Here is a 16,504-nt window from a genome sequence, read left to right on the forward strand (position 1 = left end):
AAACGCCCGGTTACATTCCGAACCCGGAAGCTAAGCCTTTCAGCGCCGATGGTACTGCAGGGGGGACCCTGTGGGAGAGTAGGACGCCGCCGAACGATCATTGTGGGGAAGCCCCGCACCTTTTGGTGCGGGGCTTTTCTGCGTTCACGGCCCGGCGCCTGCGGCGGGCTCGTAAGGTGAGGCCCATGCCCTATGACTCGTATGATCTGGTCGTCTTCGACAACGACGGTGTGCTCGTCGACAGCGAGCCGATCTCCAACCGGCTGCTGGCCGCCTACCTCACCGAGCTCGGGCACCCCACCACGTACGAGGAGTCGGTGCGGGACTACATGGGATCCGCCATGCACCGGATCCACGAGCTGGTCGCGGAGCGCAGCGGGCGGCGGCTGCCGGAGGAGTTCGACGAGACCTTCCACGCCCGCGTCTTCGCCGCGTTCGAGCGGGAGCTCGAGGCCGTGGTCGGGGCCGCCGACGTGCTCAAGAGGCTGGCGGCCGAAGGGATTCCGTACTGCGTGGCGTCCTCGGGGAGCCATGAGCGCATCCGGGTCGGGCACCGCAAGACCGGGCTCGACGTGTGGTTCCCGGACGAGATCGTCTTCAGCGCCGAGGACGTCGGGCGGGGCAAGCCGGCGCCCGATCTCTTCCTCCACGCGGCCGAGCGCATGGGAGTCCCGCCCGGACGCTGTGTCGTGGTCGAGGACAGCCCGCTCGGAGTCCAGGCCGCCCTCGCCGCCGGGATGGACGTCTACGGGTTCACCGCGATGACGCCCGAGGCGAAGCTCGCGGGGGCCGACGGATTCTTCCGGACGATGGAGGAGCTGCCGGCGATTCTGGGCCTGTGATGGGGCCTGTGAACCGTCTACCCCTCGGTAGGGGCCGGGCCTACGCTGTGCCGCCATGACGGATGCGCGGTTGCGGCGTGGGCGGGGATCCCTGGCGGGCAGCTTCTTCGTGCAGGGGGTCACCTTCGCCCTGCTGGTGACCCGGATACCGGCGATCCAGGACCGGTACGGGATATCCGACGGGCTGCTGCCCGTCTTCCTGGCGGCCGTGCCCGTGCTCGCCGGGGTGGCGAGCGTCCTCACCGGGAAACTGGTCGCGCGGGTGGGGGCGGGGCGGGTGCTGCGCTGGTCCCAGCCGGTGGTGCTGCTCGCGCTGCTCGCGGTCGGGGCCGGTACGGAGCTGTGGACGGCGGCCGTCGCGCTCGGCGTGTTCGGGCTCGCCGTCGGCGCCCTGGACGCGTCCATGAACATGCTGGGCGTGAGCCTCCAGCGGGCGTACGGGCGGAGCATCATGCTCGGTTTCCACGCCTCGTACAGCCTCGGCGGGATCGCGGGGGCCTCCCTGGCCTGGGTGGGGGCGTACGGGGACCTGCCGCTGTTCGTGTCGTATCTGCCGGTCGTGGCGGTGCTGCTGCCGGTCGCGTTCGCCGGCGGCCGCTGGTACGTGGACGAGCCGGGGCCGGGGGCGGGCACGGCGCAGGCCGGGGCGGGTTCGGGCGGGGTCGCGTTCAAGGCGCTGCTGCCGCTGTGCCTGGTGATGACGTTCGCGTACATCGGGGACTCCACGGTCTCCAACTGGTCGGCGAAGTACCTCCAGGACGTGCTGCACGGCTCGGAGGAGCTGGCGACCGTGCCGTACAACGCGTACATGGTGACGACGCTGCTCGGGCGGGCCGTCGGGGACTTCGGGGTGCGGCGGCTCGGGGCGGTCCTGGTGGTGCGGGGCGGGGCGGTGCTCGCCGCGCTGGGCTTCGCGGTGGTGGCGGTGGCGCCGGGGGCGTGGGTGGGCATGGCCGGGTTCACGCTGCTGGGACTGGGGCTGAGCGTGATCGTGCCGCAGACCTTCGCCGCGGCGGGCCGGCTCGCCTTCGAACGTCACGGCCCGGGGGCGAGCGACGCGGCCGTCGCGCGCCTGAACGTCTTCAACTACGTGGGTTTCCTGATCGGGTCGCCGCTGGTGGGGGCGCTCGGTGACGCGTGGAGCTACCGGGGCGCGATGCTGGTGCCGATGGTGCTGGTGCTCGTGACGGTGGTGTACGCCACGTCGTTCGCCTCTCCGAAGGCCCGATACGGTGGCGGGCATGAGCGGCCGCGCACTGTTGATGTGGGATGAAGCTGTCACGGGCTACGACTTCGGGCCCGAGCACCCGATGGACCCGGTGCGGCTGGCGCTGACCATGAGTCTGGTGCGGGCGTACGGGCTCGACCGGGCGGTGGACGTGGTGGCGGCGAAGCCGGTCGGCGAGTCGACGCTGCGCCTGGTGCACCGTGAGGACTACGTGGCGGCGGTGCGGGCGGCGTCGGCGGATCCGCGGGCGGCCGACCAGGCGTACGGGCTCGGCACGGTGGACGATCCGGCGTTCGCGGGGATGCACGAGATCTCGGCGCTGATCGCCGGTCAGTCGGTGGGCGCGGCGGAGGCGGTGTGGCAGGGTGAGGCGGCGCACGCGGTGAACTTCGCGGGCGGGCTGCACCACGCGATGCCGGGGGCCGCGTCGGGTTTCTGCATCTACAACGACGCGGCGCTCGCGATCGCCCGGCTCCTCGAACTGGGGGCGGAGCGGGTCGCGTACGTGGACGTGGACGTGCACCACGGGGACGGGGTGCAGGCGGCGTTCTGGGACGATCCGCGGGTCCTGACGGTCTCGCTGCACGAGCATCCGCGGACGCTGTTCCCGCAGACGGGCTGGCCGGAGGAGACGGGCGCGGCCGGCGCCGGTGAGGGCGGGGCGGTGAACGTGGCGCTGCCGGCGGGGACCGGGGACGCGGGGTGGCTGCGGGCCTTCCACGCGGTGGTGCCGGAGCTGCTCGCCGATTTCCGGCCGCAGGTGCTGGTCACCCAGCACGGGGCGGACACGCACTTCGAGGACCCGCTGGCGCACCTGGCGGTGTCGCTGGACGCTCAGCGGGCGGTGCAGGAGGCGTGTCACGAGCTGGCGCACGCGCATGTGGAGGGCGGCCGGTGGGTGGCGCTCGGCGGTGGCGGGTACGCGGTGGTGGACGTCGTCCCGCGGTCGTGGACGCATCTGGTGGGGATCGCGGCGCACGCTCCGGTGGATCCGGAGTCGGTGATCCCGTCCTCGTGGCGGGACGAGGTGTACGCGCGGACGCGGCAGCCCGGTCCGATGCGGATGACCGACGGGCGGTGGCCGGTCGGGTGGCGTGACTGGGCGGAGGGCTACGACCCGGCGGACCGGCTCGACCAGGCGGTGCTGGCGACGCGCCGTGCGGTGTTCCCGCTGCGCGGGCTGCTGGCCTGAGGCCGGACGGCAGCCCCCGGGCGGCGGCCCCGGACGGCAGCCCCCGGGCGGCGGCCCCCGGACGGAGGCGTGGTGCGGCGTGGTGGGCCGTTACGCCAACTGTGCGGTGTGCGGCCGGTTCCCGCCCTGCCCCGGGCGGGGTCCGGCAGCATCGGTCGGGTGCTGAGTACCGGGGCGCTGCGGGCGCATCTGTTGGCGGCCGGGTTGGCCGGGACCGTGGCGACGTCGCGGGAGGTGAGCCTGCGGAGCTACCGGCTGTTCGCCGCGCGGGATCCGCGGGTGACGCTCGGTCTGGACCCGGCGTCGGGGTGGGACGAGGCCGAGCTGCTGCGGCTGATGGCGGACCGGTGCGGGGTGTCGGGGGATCCGGCGCACCGCTCGGGCCCGGACGTGATCGACCCGGAGCGGACGCTCGGGGCGCTCGGGGCGTTCGCGGAGCGGCTCGGGGAGGCGGCGGCGCGGCGGGCTCCGGTGCTCTTCGGGACGGGGCATCCGCACCGGCTGCTCGGTTTCTACGCCGCTCTCGCAGACGCTTTGTCGGCGGCGGGATGTCTTGTTCTCACCCCGGCGCAGGGGAGATGTGTCGACATAACGACCCGGTTCGGCGTACGCACGCACCTCCTGGACTACGTACGGGGTGTCGCGCTGGTGCGAGAACCGGGTCTGCCGGCCGCAGGGCGTGAACCCGGGGCGCACACCCATTCGCCGCTGCCGGTCAGGGCGGCGCTCGAAAGCGCGGCCGAGAGCGGCGGGCCGCTTCCGGAACTGGTGGTGGGGGACCACGGCTGGGTCTGCGGGGCAGGTCAGCTGGGTATCGAGGCCATCGGCCTGGCCGACACGGACGATCCCGCGCTGTTCGTCGGGGAGGCGGAGGGGCAGGTGTCCGTGGCCGTTCCGCTTGATGACGGGGTCCGCGCCGACTACTACCGTCCACTCACTCGCTATGTACTCAATCGAGCGTGTCTGTCACGGTAAATGGCCGATGGCAGCTCCTCTTCCCCACTCGTACCACCCGCCCCTACTCTGGGTGTGAGCGCTCAGCGACGAAGAGTCACCGGAGGGGAAGCCGGTGGGCGTCGCGGCGGAAGGTACAGGTGGGTCATGGCTGCTGGCGACAGGCCTCTCAACGAGGTGAAGTTTCTGACCGTGGCGGAGGTCGCCTCGGTGATGCGCGTCTCGAAGATGACCGTGTACCGCTTGGTGCACAGCGGTCATCTGCCGGCGATCCGGGTGGGCAGGTCCTTCCGGGTGCCGGAACAGGCGGTTCACGAGTACCTGAGGGAGTCCTTCGTGGGGGTGGCGACCGCGTAGCGAGCGCGCGGCCCGGCGCCCGGACGGTCCCGAACGCCTCCCGGACGCCCCATTGCGCCCCTCGGATTACAAGCGGGTCGCTCGGGGCGGTAGGCTAGCCCCTCGTAGGTCGTGTGGGCCCAGACGCCCCGCACCGATCCCCGCTGGCGCGGGGATGTTCCGAGAAGTGAGCGAGGGTAGTCGTGGGCTCTGTTATCAAGAAGCGGCGTAAGCGGATGGCCAAGAAGAAGCACCGCAAGCTGCTCAAGCGCACCCGTGTTCAGCGTCGCAACAAGAAGTAGGCGTCGCTGCAACGACGGCGTTTCGCGTCGGGCGTGGCCCTTCACCGTTCCGCGGTGGGGGGCCACGCTTTTGTTCTGGCGGGCTTTCATCGCGCCGAAATGCGGAAGCGCTACGGTGGCGGTCGACGGAACACCGACGGAACACCCACGAAAGACCGACGGAAGGCGCTGATCTTGGGCAAGGTCGTGCTCGTCACCGGTGCGGCGCGGCACCTCGGCGCCCGTTTCGTACGGCGCGTCCAGCGGGACCCGGAAGTCGAGCGGGTGATCGCCGTGGACGCGGTCGAGTCCCCGCACCCGCTCGGAGCGGCCGAGTTCGTCCGCGCGGACATCCGCCGGCCCGCGGTCGCGAAGGTCCTGGCCCAGTACGACGTCGACACGGTCGTCCACATGGACGTCACCGGGACGCCGCTCGGCTCCGGCGGCCGTACGTCGGTCAAGGAGACCAACGTCATCGGGACGATGCAGCTGCTCGCCGCCTGCCAGAAGTCGCCCCGGATCACACGGCTGGTGGTGAAGTCCAGCACCAGCGTGTACGGCTCGGCGCCCCGGGACCCGGCCGTGTTCACCGAGACGACCCCCGCGAAGTCGCTGCCGAGCGGCGGCTTCGCCAAGGACGCGGTCGAGGTCGAGGGGTACGTACGGGGCTTCGCCCGCCGCCGGCCGGACGTGGCGGTGTGCGTGCTGCGGTTCGCGAACATCCTCGGGCCGCGGGTGGACTCCCCGCTCGCCGAGTACCTGGCGCTGCCGGTCCTGCCGACCGTCTTCGGCTACGACCCGCGCCTGCAGTTCGTCCACGAGGACGACGTCATGGACGTCCTGGAGCTCGCGGCGCGCGAGCCGCGCCGGGCCACCCTGAACAGCGGCACCTTCAACGTGGCCGGCGACGGGGTGCTGCTGCTGTCCCAGTGCGCGCGGCGGCTCGGCCGGCCGACGGTGCCGGTACTGCTGCCGGCGGTGACCTGGGTGGGGCAGGCGCTGCGTACGGTCGGGGTGACCGACTTCTCCCCGGAGCAGATCCGGCTGCTGACGCACGGTCGGGTGGTCTCCACCGTCCAGATGCGCGAGACCCTCGGGTTCGAGCCCCGCTACACGACCGCGGAGGCCTTCGCGGACTTCGCCGCGAGCCAGGGGCCGGGCCTGCTGCCCCCGGAGCTCCTCGCGGGGGCCGTGGACCGCGTCGCCGGGCGGCTCGGCGCCGTGCCGTCCTCCTCCCCGCCCGCAGACGCCGAATAACCGAAGAGCCGAAGAGACGCATGGCCGGACAGCCGAGCAGCCGAGTAGGAGCCCAGATCGCGATGGCGGACGCCAAGGTCATTCCCTTCGACGACGACCGGTCCCGCGCGCGCCGCAGGCCCCCGGCACGCGGCCAGGAGGCCGCCGTACGGGCCCTGCCGGCCCAGCAGGTGCCCGAGCCGCCCGAGGAGGCGCCGAGGGCCGCCCAGCCCCCGGAGCGGCCCGGCTGGGAGCGGAGGCTGGCCGGTGGACTGGCCTTCCTGCGACGGCGGGTGACGGGTGACTACGAGGTCGACGAGTTCGGCTACGACGAGGAGCTCACCGACCAGGTCCTGATGTCGCTGCTGCGCCCGCTGTACGAGAAGTACTTCCGGGTGGAGGTGAAGGGCGTCGAGAACATCCCGAAGGAGGGCGGCGCCCTGGTGGTGGCCAACCACTCCGGGACGCTGCCGCTGGACGGCCTGATGATGCAGGTCGCCGTCCACGACCACCACCCGGCCGGCCGGCATCTGCGGCTGCTCGCCGCCGACCTGGTCTTCATGCTGCCGGTGGTCAACGAGCTGGCCCGCAAGGCGGGGCACACGCTGGCCTGTGCCGAGGACGCGGAGCGGCTGCTGCGCGCCGGGGAGGTCGTCGGTGTGATGCCGGAGGGCTTCAAGGGCATCGGGAAGCCGTTCTCCGAGCGGTACAAGCTGCAGCGCTTCGGGCGGGGCGGCTTCGTGTCGACGGCGCTGCGGGCCGGGGTGCCGATCGTGCCGTGCTCGATCGTGGGCGCGGAGGAGATCTATCCGATGCTCGGCAACGCGAGGACGCTGGCGAGGGTGCTCGGCCTGCCGTACTTCCCGCTGACCCCGACCTTCCCGTGGCTGGGGCCGCTGGGCGCGCTGCCGCTGCCGACGAAGTGGACGATCCAGTTCGGCGAGCCGATCCCGACGGACGGCTATCCGCTGGAGGCGGCGGAGGACCCGATGCTGATGTTCAACCTGACAGACCAGGTGCGGGAGCAGATCCAGCACGCGCTGTACAAGCTGCTGGTGCAGCGCCGGTCGGTCTTCTTCTGACCGTACGGGGAGGGCGCGACCGTACGGGGGCGGGGTGTGCGTACGGGGTGGGGGCGTCGTCCAGGCGGACGGCGCCCCCACCCCGTATCGCTCCTACTGCGCGTCGCTGCTGTCGATGCCGAGGCCCGGCAGCAGGCCCGGGAGGAGGGGCGGGATCTCCACGTCCGGGACCCGGTGGGTGGGGTCCTCGGGCGAGGGTGTGCTCGGGCCCGTACGCGGCGGGTCGAGCAGTCCGCCCGTGCTGCCGCCCAGGAGCCCGTCGTCCTCCGGGGAGCGCGTGCCCGGACCGGAGCCGGAGGGGTGGGGCTGGGTGGTGTCGCCGCCGGTGGAGGGGGCGGCGGGCGAGGTGTGCGGCTGCCGGGGGTCGGTGGAGGGGGTGTTTCGCGGCGCGCTCGGGTCGCCGGAACCGATGGAGCCGCGCTCGGGGGTGCGCGGGAGCACGGACTGCAGCGGCTCGACCTCTTCGTCTATGGCGTCGAAGACGTCGCTCACCTCGTTGCCGACGTCCGTCAGCTGGACGGGGAGCCGGTCGCGCAGCCCGTCCCAGGTGGCCCGGTGGGCCTGGGCGAAGGAGTTGAGCCGGGCCATGGGACCGATCTCGCCGTCCCGCTCGTAGGCCAGGCGGAGCAGTCGGTGGCCCTCGGCGGCGTCGTGCTTCATGACGCCGAGGACGCGGCGGATCTCGCTGAGCGACTCGTGGTCGAGGTCGCCGGACCGGCCGCGCTCCATCAGTCTGCGGGCCTCGCTCAGGCGGGTGGACGCCTGGTCGAGGTAGATCCCGCCCCGGTCGGCGTCGTCGTCCGCCATCCCGAGCTTGATGTCCTCCATGCCGCGCTTCAGCCCGTAGAGCGAGTCACCGGGGAGGGCGTCGGAGCTGGCGGCGGCCACTCCGCTGAACGCTCCCGCGGCCACACCGACGGTGAGGCCGCCGGCGGCGAGGCCCTTGGTCCAGCGGGAACGGGGACGCAACTTCCTCAGCGGGGAGGCCCGATGGGCTCCCCGGCCCACGGTCCGCTGCTCCGGCACCGTAGGGCCCGCGCCCGCGCTCCCCTCCGCGAGCATCGCTTCCATGGCGGCGACGAGCTGGGCTCGCTGCACCACCTTGACCTCGGGGTCCATCTGCGGCTTCGGCATGTCGCCGAGACCGTTCGCCAGGGCCAACAGCCTTGCGTGATCGGCTGGTTCGGCCGATGCCTCGGGCTGCTCGGCCGCCGCGCCCTCGGACGTCCGATCCTCCAGGGCCTGGGCGAAGGCGTTCGCCCGCCGGTGCGCCGAAACGTTCGCGATCACTGGCGGCACCTCCTCTCGTCATGACGGTCGACTCCCCGGGGGCTTCGGAGGGTTGCACACCTTGAGCACGTCCACACGAAAGAGTGAGTGGACGTGGACATGGCGTGACCACAGGGAGCCTGCATTCCGCACAACGAGCGGCGCGGCACTTGGGTTACGCGCGAAAGATGATCGGACCAGTGCGTCATCGCGGCGTCACCGACTGTGAGTTGGGCGGGGGTCGTGGTGGCGTGGGGGGCCGGGCCGGGTGGGGACGGTGGGGCGACGGGCCGACGCGACGCGTGTGGGGGGCGCGCTGCGCTCAGCGGGCGTCGTCCGGGAGGAGGCGGGCCAGGGTGCGGACGGCCCGGTACTGGAGGGTCTTGATCGCGCCCTCGTTCTTGCCCATGACCCGCGCGGTCTCGGCGACCGAGAGGCCCTGGAGGAAGCGGAGGGTCACGCACTCCTGCTGCTGTGGGTTGAGCCGGCGGACGGCGTCGAGGAGGGCGGCGTTGGAGAGGGACTCGAGGACGGAGTCCTCCGGGCTGCGCTCGACCTCGTTGGCGTCGAGCATCTCGCCGGTGGTGACCTCGAGGCGGAAGCGGCTCGACTTGAAGTGGTCGGCGACCAGGTTGCGGGCGATGGTGACGAGCCAGGCGCCGAAGTCGCGGCCCTGCCAGGTGAAGGTGGAGATCCGGCGCAGGGCGCGCAGGAAGGTCTCGCTGGTGAGGTCCTCGGCCGTCGCCTTCCCGCCGACGCGGTAGTAGATGTAGCGGTAGACGGTGTCGCTGTACTGGTCGTAGAGGCGGCCGAAGGCCTCGGCCTCACCGGCCTGGGCGCGCTCGACCAGGTCCATCATGCGGGCGCTGTCGCTGTCGGCGGTGGGCCGCCGGGCGGCGGTCGAGGTTCCGGTGGCGCCCCGGGTGCCGCGTCTGCCGACAGCGGCACCGCTCTCGGCGAGGGCGTAGCAGGGACCGGCGGGTGCCGGCCCTGTGAAGGCGGGCCCGCTGAAGGCGGGTACGAGGCCGGCGTACGCGGTGGGGACGAAGCCGCGCAAGTGGTCGAGGACCGTTGCGCGCAGCGTAGCCAGGCCCGAGGCGTCAACCCCGACGTGTGGGTACACGGGACTCCCAGAGGCAGAGCTTCCATCACGTGCAGTGCGGGACCGTTCACTCGTCGTGGCGACGTGAGGGTTCCGGTGTGCGTCTGAGGAGAATAACGCTTCGTACAGGCAGCGCTACACCCAGTTGCTCAAATCATCGATTCAGTCGTATCCGTTACCGCTTGCGGTCGGATCGAGACCCACTTGGTGACTGATTGTTGATCGGTTTGCTTCCGATTGTGATCATCGCCGGGCGCGGTTGTGGTCGAGTGCGATACAGGGGAGTGATCCGGCCCGCTTGCGGGTAGGGAGCGGTGAATGCCCGGGACGGTGCGCTGGAGGGATGTTCGACCACGCGCGGGTGAGCGGCGCCGGTCCGGGGTTGTCGCAGTCGATCGCGGCCGAAACGTATCGGCAGTCGCCGGGCCCGGAGCGGCGCCCCGCGGTGCCCGTGGCGCCCGGGAAAGAGCGGGTCAGCGGCGCCGGCGGTGCAGGGCGAGCGCGGCGGCCGTGCCGCCCGCGAGGGCGCCCACGCCCGCGGCGGCCGGGATGCCGACCTTGGCCGCCTTGCGGCCGGTCCGGTAGTCGCGCAGCCGCCAGTCGCGCTCCTTGGCGTACTTGCGCAGCTTGGTGTCCGGGTTGATGGCGTAGGGGTGCCCGACCAGCGACAGCATCGGGATGTCGTTGTGCGAGTCGCTGTAGGCGGCGCAGCGGGCGAGGTCCAGGCCCTCGGCGGCGGCCAGGGCGCGCACCGCCTCGGCCTTGGCCGGGCCGTGCAGGGGCTCGCCGACCAGCTTGCCGGTGTAGACGCCGTCCACGGACTCGGCGACCGTGCCGAGCGCGCCGGTGAGGCCGAGGCGGCGGGCGATGATCGTGGCGGTCTCGACGGGGGCGGCGGTGACCAGCCAGACCTTCTGTCCGGCGTCCAGGTGCGCCTGGGCCAGGGCGCGCGTGCCGGGCCAGATGCGGTCGGCCATGTACTCGTCGTAGATCTCCTCGCCGATCGCCATCAGCTCGGAGACCCGGTGGCCCTTGACGATGGACAGGGCGCTGTCACGGGCGTCCTGCATGTGCTCGGGGTCCTCGACGCCGGCGAGCCGGAACCAGGCCTGCTGCCAGGCGAAGCGGGCCAGCTCGCGGCGCTGGAAGAACTTCCGCTTGTACAGGCCGCGGCCGAAGTGGAAGATCGCGGCGCCCTGCATGACGGTGTTGTCCAGGTCGAAGAAGGCGGCGGCCTCCACGTCGCCGGCGACGGGGAACGCGGGCTCGGCGGGCGCGGCCTGACCGCGCTCCAGCTCCAGCTGGGCCGAGGTCTTGCGCGCCGCCTCGGCGGCGGCCTCGCCTGCCAGGACGCTGCGCGCGGTGGCGGAGCGCCTACGGGTGGTGAGCCATCCCAGAGCGGCCATGTCGTTGAGCATAGCCAGTCTGTTCGGTCGTTCCGGACGTGTCAGGCCGCCGTCGTGTGAACAGTCGTGGACGGCCGGGAACGGCGGGGGCCCCGCCGTCGTCCGGGCCGCGCAGAATGGACGGCATGTTCGGACGTACGAGGAAGAAGAGCGGGCCGCGCACGGTGACGCTGATCGGCAGGCCGGGGTGCCATCTGTGCGACGACGCCAGGGCGGTGATCGAGGCCGTCTGCGCGGAGACGGGGGCACTCTGGGAGGAGAAGGACATCACCCAGGACGAGGAGCTGCACCGCGCCTACTGGGAGCAGATCCCGGTGGTCCTGGTCGACGGCGAGCAGCACACCTTCTGGCGGGTGGACGCCGGGCGGCTCCGGCGCGAACTGGGTGCGTGACCGGAAGACGGCTACCATCGTGGACGCTTTGTTGGGTTTCGGGGGCAGCGTCGTCAGGAGAGTGTGCGGTTTTGCCCCCTTCGCCTTCTGGACGCGCCGGCACCGTCCGCAGTTCCGTACCGATACGAACCGGCCGCGTGACCCCGGTCACTTTGGCCAGACAAAACGGACACCATCTTTGTGCACGCGTTCACAAAGACATAGCCTGCATTCGACGGGGCGGTCCTGGGACACACGGCCGCCTACAGCCCCGCTCATCCCGCAGGAGCACCGTGGCAACTGGCCGAACTCACCGACCGGCGACCCGTAGCCGAGGAATTCCCGAGGCCACCGTCGCCCGCCTTCCGCTGTATCTGCGTGCCCTCACGGCGCTGTCGGAGCGCTCCGTACCCACGGTCTCCTCCGAGGAGCTCGCGGCCGCCGCGGGGGTCAACTCCGCGAAGCTGCGCAAGGACTTCAGCTACCTCGGCTCCTACGGGACGCGCGGCGTCGGCTACGACGTGGAGTACCTCGTCTACCAGATCTCCCGCGAGCTCGGGCTCACCCAGGACTGGCCCGTGGTCATCGTCGGCATCGGTAACCTCGGTGCCGCCCTCGCAGGCTACGGCGGCTTCGCCTCCCGCGGCTTCCGCGTCGCCGCGCTCATCGACGCCGACCCCGCCATGACCGGCAAGCCGGTCGCCGGGATCCCCGTCCAGCACAGCGACGACCTCGAGAAGATCATCAGCGAGGACGGCGTCTCCATCGGCGTCATCGCCACCCCCGCCGGCGTCGCCCAGCAGGTCTGCGACCGGCTCGTGGCCGCCGGCGTCACCTCCATCCTGAACTTCGCCCCCACCGTGCTCTCCGTGCCCGACGGCGTGGACGTGCGGAAGGTCGACCTCTCCATCGAGCTGCAGATCCTCGCCTTCCACGAGCAGCGCAAGGCCGGCGAGGAACTCGGCATCGAAGCCGGCGCCGAGCCCACCGCCGAGCCCGGCACCACCGCCGCGGTACCGCCGGCCGCCCGTACCGCGGAGGACGCCGGCCGTAAGGGACCTGACGGGGACATGCCCGCCGTGATGCCGGCATGAGCCTCCTCGTCGTCGGCCTCAGCCACCGCAGCGCCCCCGTCAGCGTCCTGGAGCGCGCCGCGCTCTCCCCGGACGCCCGGACCAAGCTGCTCCACGACACCCTCGCCGCCGAACCGGCCGCCGAGGGCGCCGTCCTCGCCACCTGCAACCGCATCGAGCTCTACGCCGACGTGGACAAGTTCCACGCCGGCGTCGCCGAGCTGTCCACGCTGCTCGCCCAGCACAGCGGCGTCGGCCTCGAAGAGCTCACCCCCTACCTCTACGTGCACTACGAGGACCGGGCCGTCCACCACCTCTTCTCGGTGGCCTGCGGCCTGGACTCCATGGTCGTCGGCGAGGGCCAGATCCTCGGCCAGATCAAGGACGCCCTCGCCCTCGGCCAGGAACTCCACACCGCCGGCCGCCTCCTGAACGACCTGTTCCAGCAGGCCCTGAGGGTCGGCAAGCGCGCCCACAGCGAGACCGGCATCGACCGCGCCGGACAGTCGCTCGTCACCTTCGGCCTCCAGCAGGTGGCCGCGGGCGCCGACGTCGACACCTGGGCCAAGGGCAAGCGCGCCCTGGTCATCGGCGCCGGCTCGATGTCCTCGCTCGCCGCCGCCACCCTCGCCCGGGCCGGCGTCGCCGAGATCGTCATCGCCAACCGCACCATGGAACGCGCCCACCGGCTCGTCGAGATCCTCACCGAGCCCGGCTCGACGGGCGTGGCCGCACGCGCGGTCGAGATGGTTGCCGTCGGCGACGAACTGACACGTGCCGACGTCGTCGTCTCCTGCACCGGAGCCACCGGACTCGTCCTCACCGGCGAGGCCGTCGAGACCGCCCTGCACGGCCGCACCGCCCCGCTCCACCTGCTCGACCTCGCCATGCCCCGCGACATCGACGCCGCCGCCCACCGCATGCCGGGCGTCCGCCTCGTCGACATCGAGTCGCTGGCCGAGGCGTCCGCCGACGCGCCCATGGCCGCCGACGTCGACCAGGTGCGCACCATCGTCGCCGACGAGGTCGCCGCCTTCGGCGCCGCCCAGCGCGCCGCCCACATCACGCCGACCGTGGTCGCCCTGCGCGCCATGGCCGCCGACGTGGTGGCCGGCGAGGTCGCCCGCCTCGAAGGCCGGCTGCCCGGACTCGACGACAAGCAGCGCGCCGAGATCACCCAGACCGTGCGGCGCGTGGTCGACAAGCTGCTGCACGCGCCCACCGTGCGCGTCAAGCAGCTCGCCAGCGAGCCCGGCGGCGCCGGGTACGCCGACGCGCTGCGCACACTCTTCGACCTCGACCCGGAGACGGTTGCCTCTGTCAGCCGGGCCGACCTGAACGACGGCGACGTCAAGAACCGAGGGCGAGTATGACCGAGAGGGCACTGAGGCTCGGGACCAGGCGCAGCAAGCTCGCCATGGCCCAGTCCGGACATGTGGCCGACGCCGTCCGGCAGCTGACCGGCCGGCCCGTCGAGCTCGTGGAGATCACGACGTACGGGGACACCTCCCGCGAGCACCTCGCGCAGATCGGCGGCACCGGCGTCTTCGTCGCCGCCCTGCGCGACGCGCTGCTCGCCGACGAGGTCGACTTCGCCGTGCACTCCCTCAAGGACCTGCCGACCGCCCAGCACCCCGACCTGGTGCTCGCGGCGATGCCCGAGCGCGAGGACCCGCGCGACGTCCTCGTCGCCCGGCCCGGCGTCACCCTGGCGACCCTGCCGGCCGGCGCCCGCGTCGGCACCGGCTCCCCGCGCCGCATGGCCCAGCTCAACGCGTACGCGCGCAGCCACGGCCTGACCATCGAGACCGTACCGATCCGGGGCAACATCGACACCCGCGTCGGCTATGTACGCAGCGGAGAACTGGACGCGGTGGTACTCGCCGCGGCCGGACTCAACCGCATCGGCGGAACCGAGGAGCTCACCGGCTCCCTGTCGGTCGACCACCTGTCGGTCGACACGGTCCTGCCCGCCCCTGGCCAGGGGGCCCTGGCCGTCGAGTGCGCGGCGTCCCGCGCCGACCTCGTCGCCACGCTCGCCGAGCTCGACGACCCGTACACCCGGGCCGCCGTGACCGCCGAGCGATCCCTGCTCGCCGCCCTGGAGGCCGGCTGCTCCGCACCCGTGGGTGCGCTGGCCGACCTGCTGGCCGACGGCCCCGGTCACGGGCAGGTTGTCACCGAAATGCGCCTTCGCGGCGTCGTCGGCACCACCGACGGCACCACGCTGGTGCAGCTGTCCACCACCGGTCCCGTACCCACCTCCTACGACGAGGCGGTGGCCCTCGGACGCGAACTCGCGGACGAGATGCTCGCCAAGGGTGCGGCCGGTCTTATGGGGGAGCGAGCACTTTGAGCCCCACCAGCCCGACCACCAGCCCCGCGACCGCCGCCTTCACCGGCCACGGTCACGTCACCTTCCTCGGCGCCGGACCCGGCGACCCCGGACTGCTGACGCTCCGGGCCGTCGACGCCCTGGCCGGCGCGGACGTCCTGATCGCCGAGCCGGAGGTGCTCGAAGTCGTCCGCGGCCACGCCCGCCCGGGCGTGAGCACGCCTGAGCTGACGGTTGTCGACGAAGCGTCAACAACCGTCGGTGTCCCCGTGTTGAGGGATGCGACCAATCTTGTCATGGAGGCCGCGCGCGGCGGCAAGCGGGTCGTCCGAGCGGTGACCGGCGACCCCGGCCTCGACGGCAACGCCGGCCAGGAGATGCTGGCCTGCGCCGCCGAAGGCATCCCCTTCGAGGTCGTGCCCGGCGTGGCGACCGCCGTCGGCGTCCCCGCGTACGCCGGTGTACCGCTGCGCGACGCGCAGGGCACCGACGTCCGCTTCGTCGACGCCCGCACCGCCGACGACCGCTGCTGGGCCGAGGTCGGCGCCTCCGACGGCACCGTCGTCGTCTCCACCTCCCTCGACGCGGTGGCCGCGGCCGCCGGTGAACTGGTGGCGGCGGGCCGTAAGCCGGACACCCCCCTCACCGTCACCATCGCCGGTACGACGACGAGGCAGCGGACCTGGACCGCGACCCTCGGCACCATCGCCCAGGTCTTCAAGCAGGGCAAGGTCCTCCCCTCGCCCGAGGGACACCGCCCGGCGATAGCCGTGGTCGGCGAGCGCAGCGCCCCGGCACAGCGGGACCAGCTGGCCTGGTTCGAGTCCAAGCCGCTCTTCGGCTGGCGGGTCCTCGTGCCGCGCACCAAGGAACAGGCCGCCTCGCTCTCCGACCAGCTGCGCTCCTACGGCGCCGTGCCGCACGAGGTGCCGACCATCGCCGTCGAGCCGCCGCGCACCCCGCAGCAGATGGAACGGGCCGTCAAGGGCCTCGTCACCGGACGCTACGAGTGGATCGCCTTCACCTCGGTCAACGCCGTCAAGGCGGTCCGGGAGAAGTTCGAGGAGTACGGGCTCGACGCCCGCGCCTTCGCCGGCATCAAGGTCGCGGCGGTCGGCGAACAGACCGCCAAGGCGCTGATCGACTTCGGTGTGAAGCCGGACCTGGTGCCCAGCGGCGAGCAGTCCGCGGCCGGCCTCCTGGAGGACTGGCCGCCGTACGACCCGGTCTTCGACCCGATCGACCGCGTCTTCCTGCCGCGCGCCGACATCGCCACCGAGACCCTGGTCGCGGGCCTGATCGAGCTCGGCTGGGAGGTCGACGACGTCACCGCCTACCGGACCGTCCGGGCCTCGCCGCCGCCGGCCGACACCCGCGAGGCGATCAAGGGCGGCGGCTTCGACGCGGTGCTCTTCACCTCGTCGTCCACCGTGCGCAACCTCGTCGGCATCGCCGGCAAGCCGCACAACGTGACCGTCATCGCCTGCATCGGCCCCGCCACCGCGAAGACCGCGGAGGAGCACGGGCTGCGGGTCGACGTCCTCTCGCCGGAACCGTCCGTCCACAAGCTGGCCGAGGCGCTCGCCGAGTTCGGCCTGCGGCGGCGCGAGGCGGCGCTGGAGGCGGGCGACCCGGTGACCCGGCCGAGCGAGCGACGCCCGGGCGCGCGCAGACGCCGTACGACGTAGTCGTCTCTGCCGCTGTCCGCGGGGCGCGGGTTCCTTCACGGGGCCCGCGTCCCGCCCCTCGTTGTGGGCATTCGTCCCTCCCCCTAGGGCTTCGCCCTGGGGGGACCCC

16 protein-coding genes and 1 rRNA gene are annotated in these 16,504 nt (G+C 72.4%); 14 read left to right on the top strand and 3 right to left on the bottom strand.

Annotated elements, in window-relative coordinates; all coding sequences use genetic code 11:
- The 9 genes from rrf to ABTZ91_RS23250 all read left to right on the top strand — a co-directional run.
- Positions 1–95, top strand: a 5S ribosomal RNA gene (gene rrf, locus ABTZ91_RS23210); the annotation flags it as partial.
- Between the two features lie 90 nt (positions 96–185).
- A complete protein-coding gene (locus ABTZ91_RS23215) occupies positions 186–842 on the top strand; it encodes an HAD family hydrolase (RefSeq protein WP_352079126.1) in 657 nt (218 codons plus the stop codon).
- A gap of 55 nt (positions 843–897) precedes the next feature.
- Positions 898–2,115, top strand: coding sequence for an MFS transporter (locus tag ABTZ91_RS23220; RefSeq protein ID WP_352079127.1), 1,218 nt, complete (start codon positions 898–900; stop codon positions 2,113–2,115).
- Entirely contained in the window at positions 2,084–3,262 is a 1,179-nt protein-coding gene (locus tag ABTZ91_RS23225) for an acetoin utilization protein AcuC (protein ID WP_352079128.1), read from the top strand. Before ABTZ91_RS23220 ends, ABTZ91_RS23225 begins: the two co-directional genes overlap by 32 nt.
- A 159-nt stretch (positions 3,263–3,421) precedes the next feature.
- On the top strand, positions 3,422–4,237 hold the full coding sequence (locus ABTZ91_RS23230) for a phosphatase (RefSeq protein ID WP_352079129.1): 816 nt from the start codon (positions 3,422–3,424) through the stop codon (positions 4,235–4,237).
- A 126-nt stretch (positions 4,238–4,363) separates the two neighbouring features.
- On the top strand, positions 4,364–4,573 hold the full coding sequence (locus ABTZ91_RS23235) for a helix-turn-helix domain-containing protein (RefSeq protein ID WP_046910004.1): 210 nt from the start codon (positions 4,364–4,366) through the stop codon (positions 4,571–4,573).
- Between the two features lie 182 nt (positions 4,574–4,755).
- Complete coding sequence (locus tag ABTZ91_RS23240) at positions 4,756–4,854, top strand: 30S ribosomal protein bS22 (RefSeq protein ID WP_003948845.1); 99 nt, start codon at positions 4,756–4,758, stop codon at positions 4,852–4,854.
- Positions 4,855–5,028: 174 nt separating this feature from the next.
- On the top strand, positions 5,029–6,090 hold the full coding sequence (locus tag ABTZ91_RS23245; RefSeq protein ID WP_352079130.1) for an NAD-dependent epimerase/dehydratase family protein: 1,062 nt from the start codon (positions 5,029–5,031) through the stop codon (positions 6,088–6,090).
- A gap of 62 nt (positions 6,091–6,152) precedes the next feature.
- On the top strand, positions 6,153–7,151 hold the full coding sequence (locus ABTZ91_RS23250; RefSeq protein ID WP_352079270.1) for a lysophospholipid acyltransferase family protein: 999 nt from the start codon (positions 6,153–6,155) through the stop codon (positions 7,149–7,151).
- Between the two features lie 93 nt (positions 7,152–7,244).
- On the opposite strand, the gene ABTZ91_RS23255 is transcribed toward ABTZ91_RS23250, so the two are convergent.
- The 3 genes from ABTZ91_RS23255 to ABTZ91_RS23265 all read right to left on the bottom strand — a co-directional run bounded on the left by ABTZ91_RS23255 (position 7,245) and on the right by ABTZ91_RS23265 (position 10,928).
- Entirely contained in the window at positions 7,245–8,441 is a 1,197-nt protein-coding gene (locus ABTZ91_RS23255) for a DUF5667 domain-containing protein (protein WP_352079131.1), read from the bottom strand.
- A 301-nt stretch (positions 8,442–8,742) separates the two neighbouring features.
- Entirely contained in the window at positions 8,743–9,543 is an 801-nt protein-coding gene (locus tag ABTZ91_RS23260; protein ID WP_352079132.1) for an ECF subfamily RNA polymerase sigma factor, BldN family, read from the bottom strand.
- Positions 9,544–9,995: 452 nt separating this feature from the next.
- A complete protein-coding gene (locus tag ABTZ91_RS23265) occupies positions 9,996–10,928 on the bottom strand; it encodes an HAD-IB family hydrolase (RefSeq protein WP_352079133.1) in 933 nt (310 codons plus the stop codon).
- A 116-nt stretch (positions 10,929–11,044) separates the two neighbouring features.
- On the opposite strand from ABTZ91_RS23265, the gene ABTZ91_RS23270 reads away from it, so the two are divergent.
- The 5 genes from ABTZ91_RS23270 (at position 11,045) to ABTZ91_RS23290 (ending at position 16,395) form a co-directional block, all read left to right on the top strand.
- On the top strand, positions 11,045–11,320 hold the full coding sequence (locus ABTZ91_RS23270) for a glutaredoxin family protein (protein ID WP_352079134.1): 276 nt from the start codon (positions 11,045–11,047) through the stop codon (positions 11,318–11,320).
- A 272-nt stretch (positions 11,321–11,592) separates the two neighbouring features.
- Positions 11,593–12,393, top strand: a complete 801-nt coding sequence (locus tag ABTZ91_RS23275; protein ID WP_352079135.1) for a redox-sensing transcriptional repressor Rex — start codon at positions 11,593–11,595, stop codon at positions 12,391–12,393.
- Positions 12,390–13,745: a glutamyl-tRNA reductase gene (locus ABTZ91_RS23280; protein WP_352079136.1), complete on the top strand. Its 1,356-nt coding sequence runs from the start codon at positions 12,390–12,392 to the stop codon at positions 13,743–13,745. The genes ABTZ91_RS23275 and ABTZ91_RS23280 overlap by 4 nt, the downstream gene beginning before the upstream one ends.
- Positions 13,742–14,728 carry a hydroxymethylbilane synthase gene (hemC, locus tag ABTZ91_RS23285; RefSeq protein ID WP_352079137.1) on the top strand — a complete coding sequence of 329 codons (987 nt, stop codon included), beginning with the start codon at positions 13,742–13,744 and terminating at the stop codon, positions 14,726–14,728. The genes ABTZ91_RS23280 and hemC overlap by 4 nt, the downstream gene beginning before the upstream one ends.
- Complete coding sequence (locus ABTZ91_RS23290; protein WP_352079138.1) at positions 14,725–16,395, top strand: uroporphyrinogen-III synthase; 1,671 nt, start codon at positions 14,725–14,727, stop codon at positions 16,393–16,395. The genes hemC and ABTZ91_RS23290 overlap by 4 nt, the downstream gene beginning before the upstream one ends.
- Positions 16,396–16,504 lie beyond the last annotated feature (109 nt).

This window comes from Streptomyces sp. NPDC126499 (genome assembly GCF_040302485.1).
GTDB lineage: Bacteria > Actinomycetota > Actinomycetes > Streptomycetales > Streptomycetaceae > Streptomyces.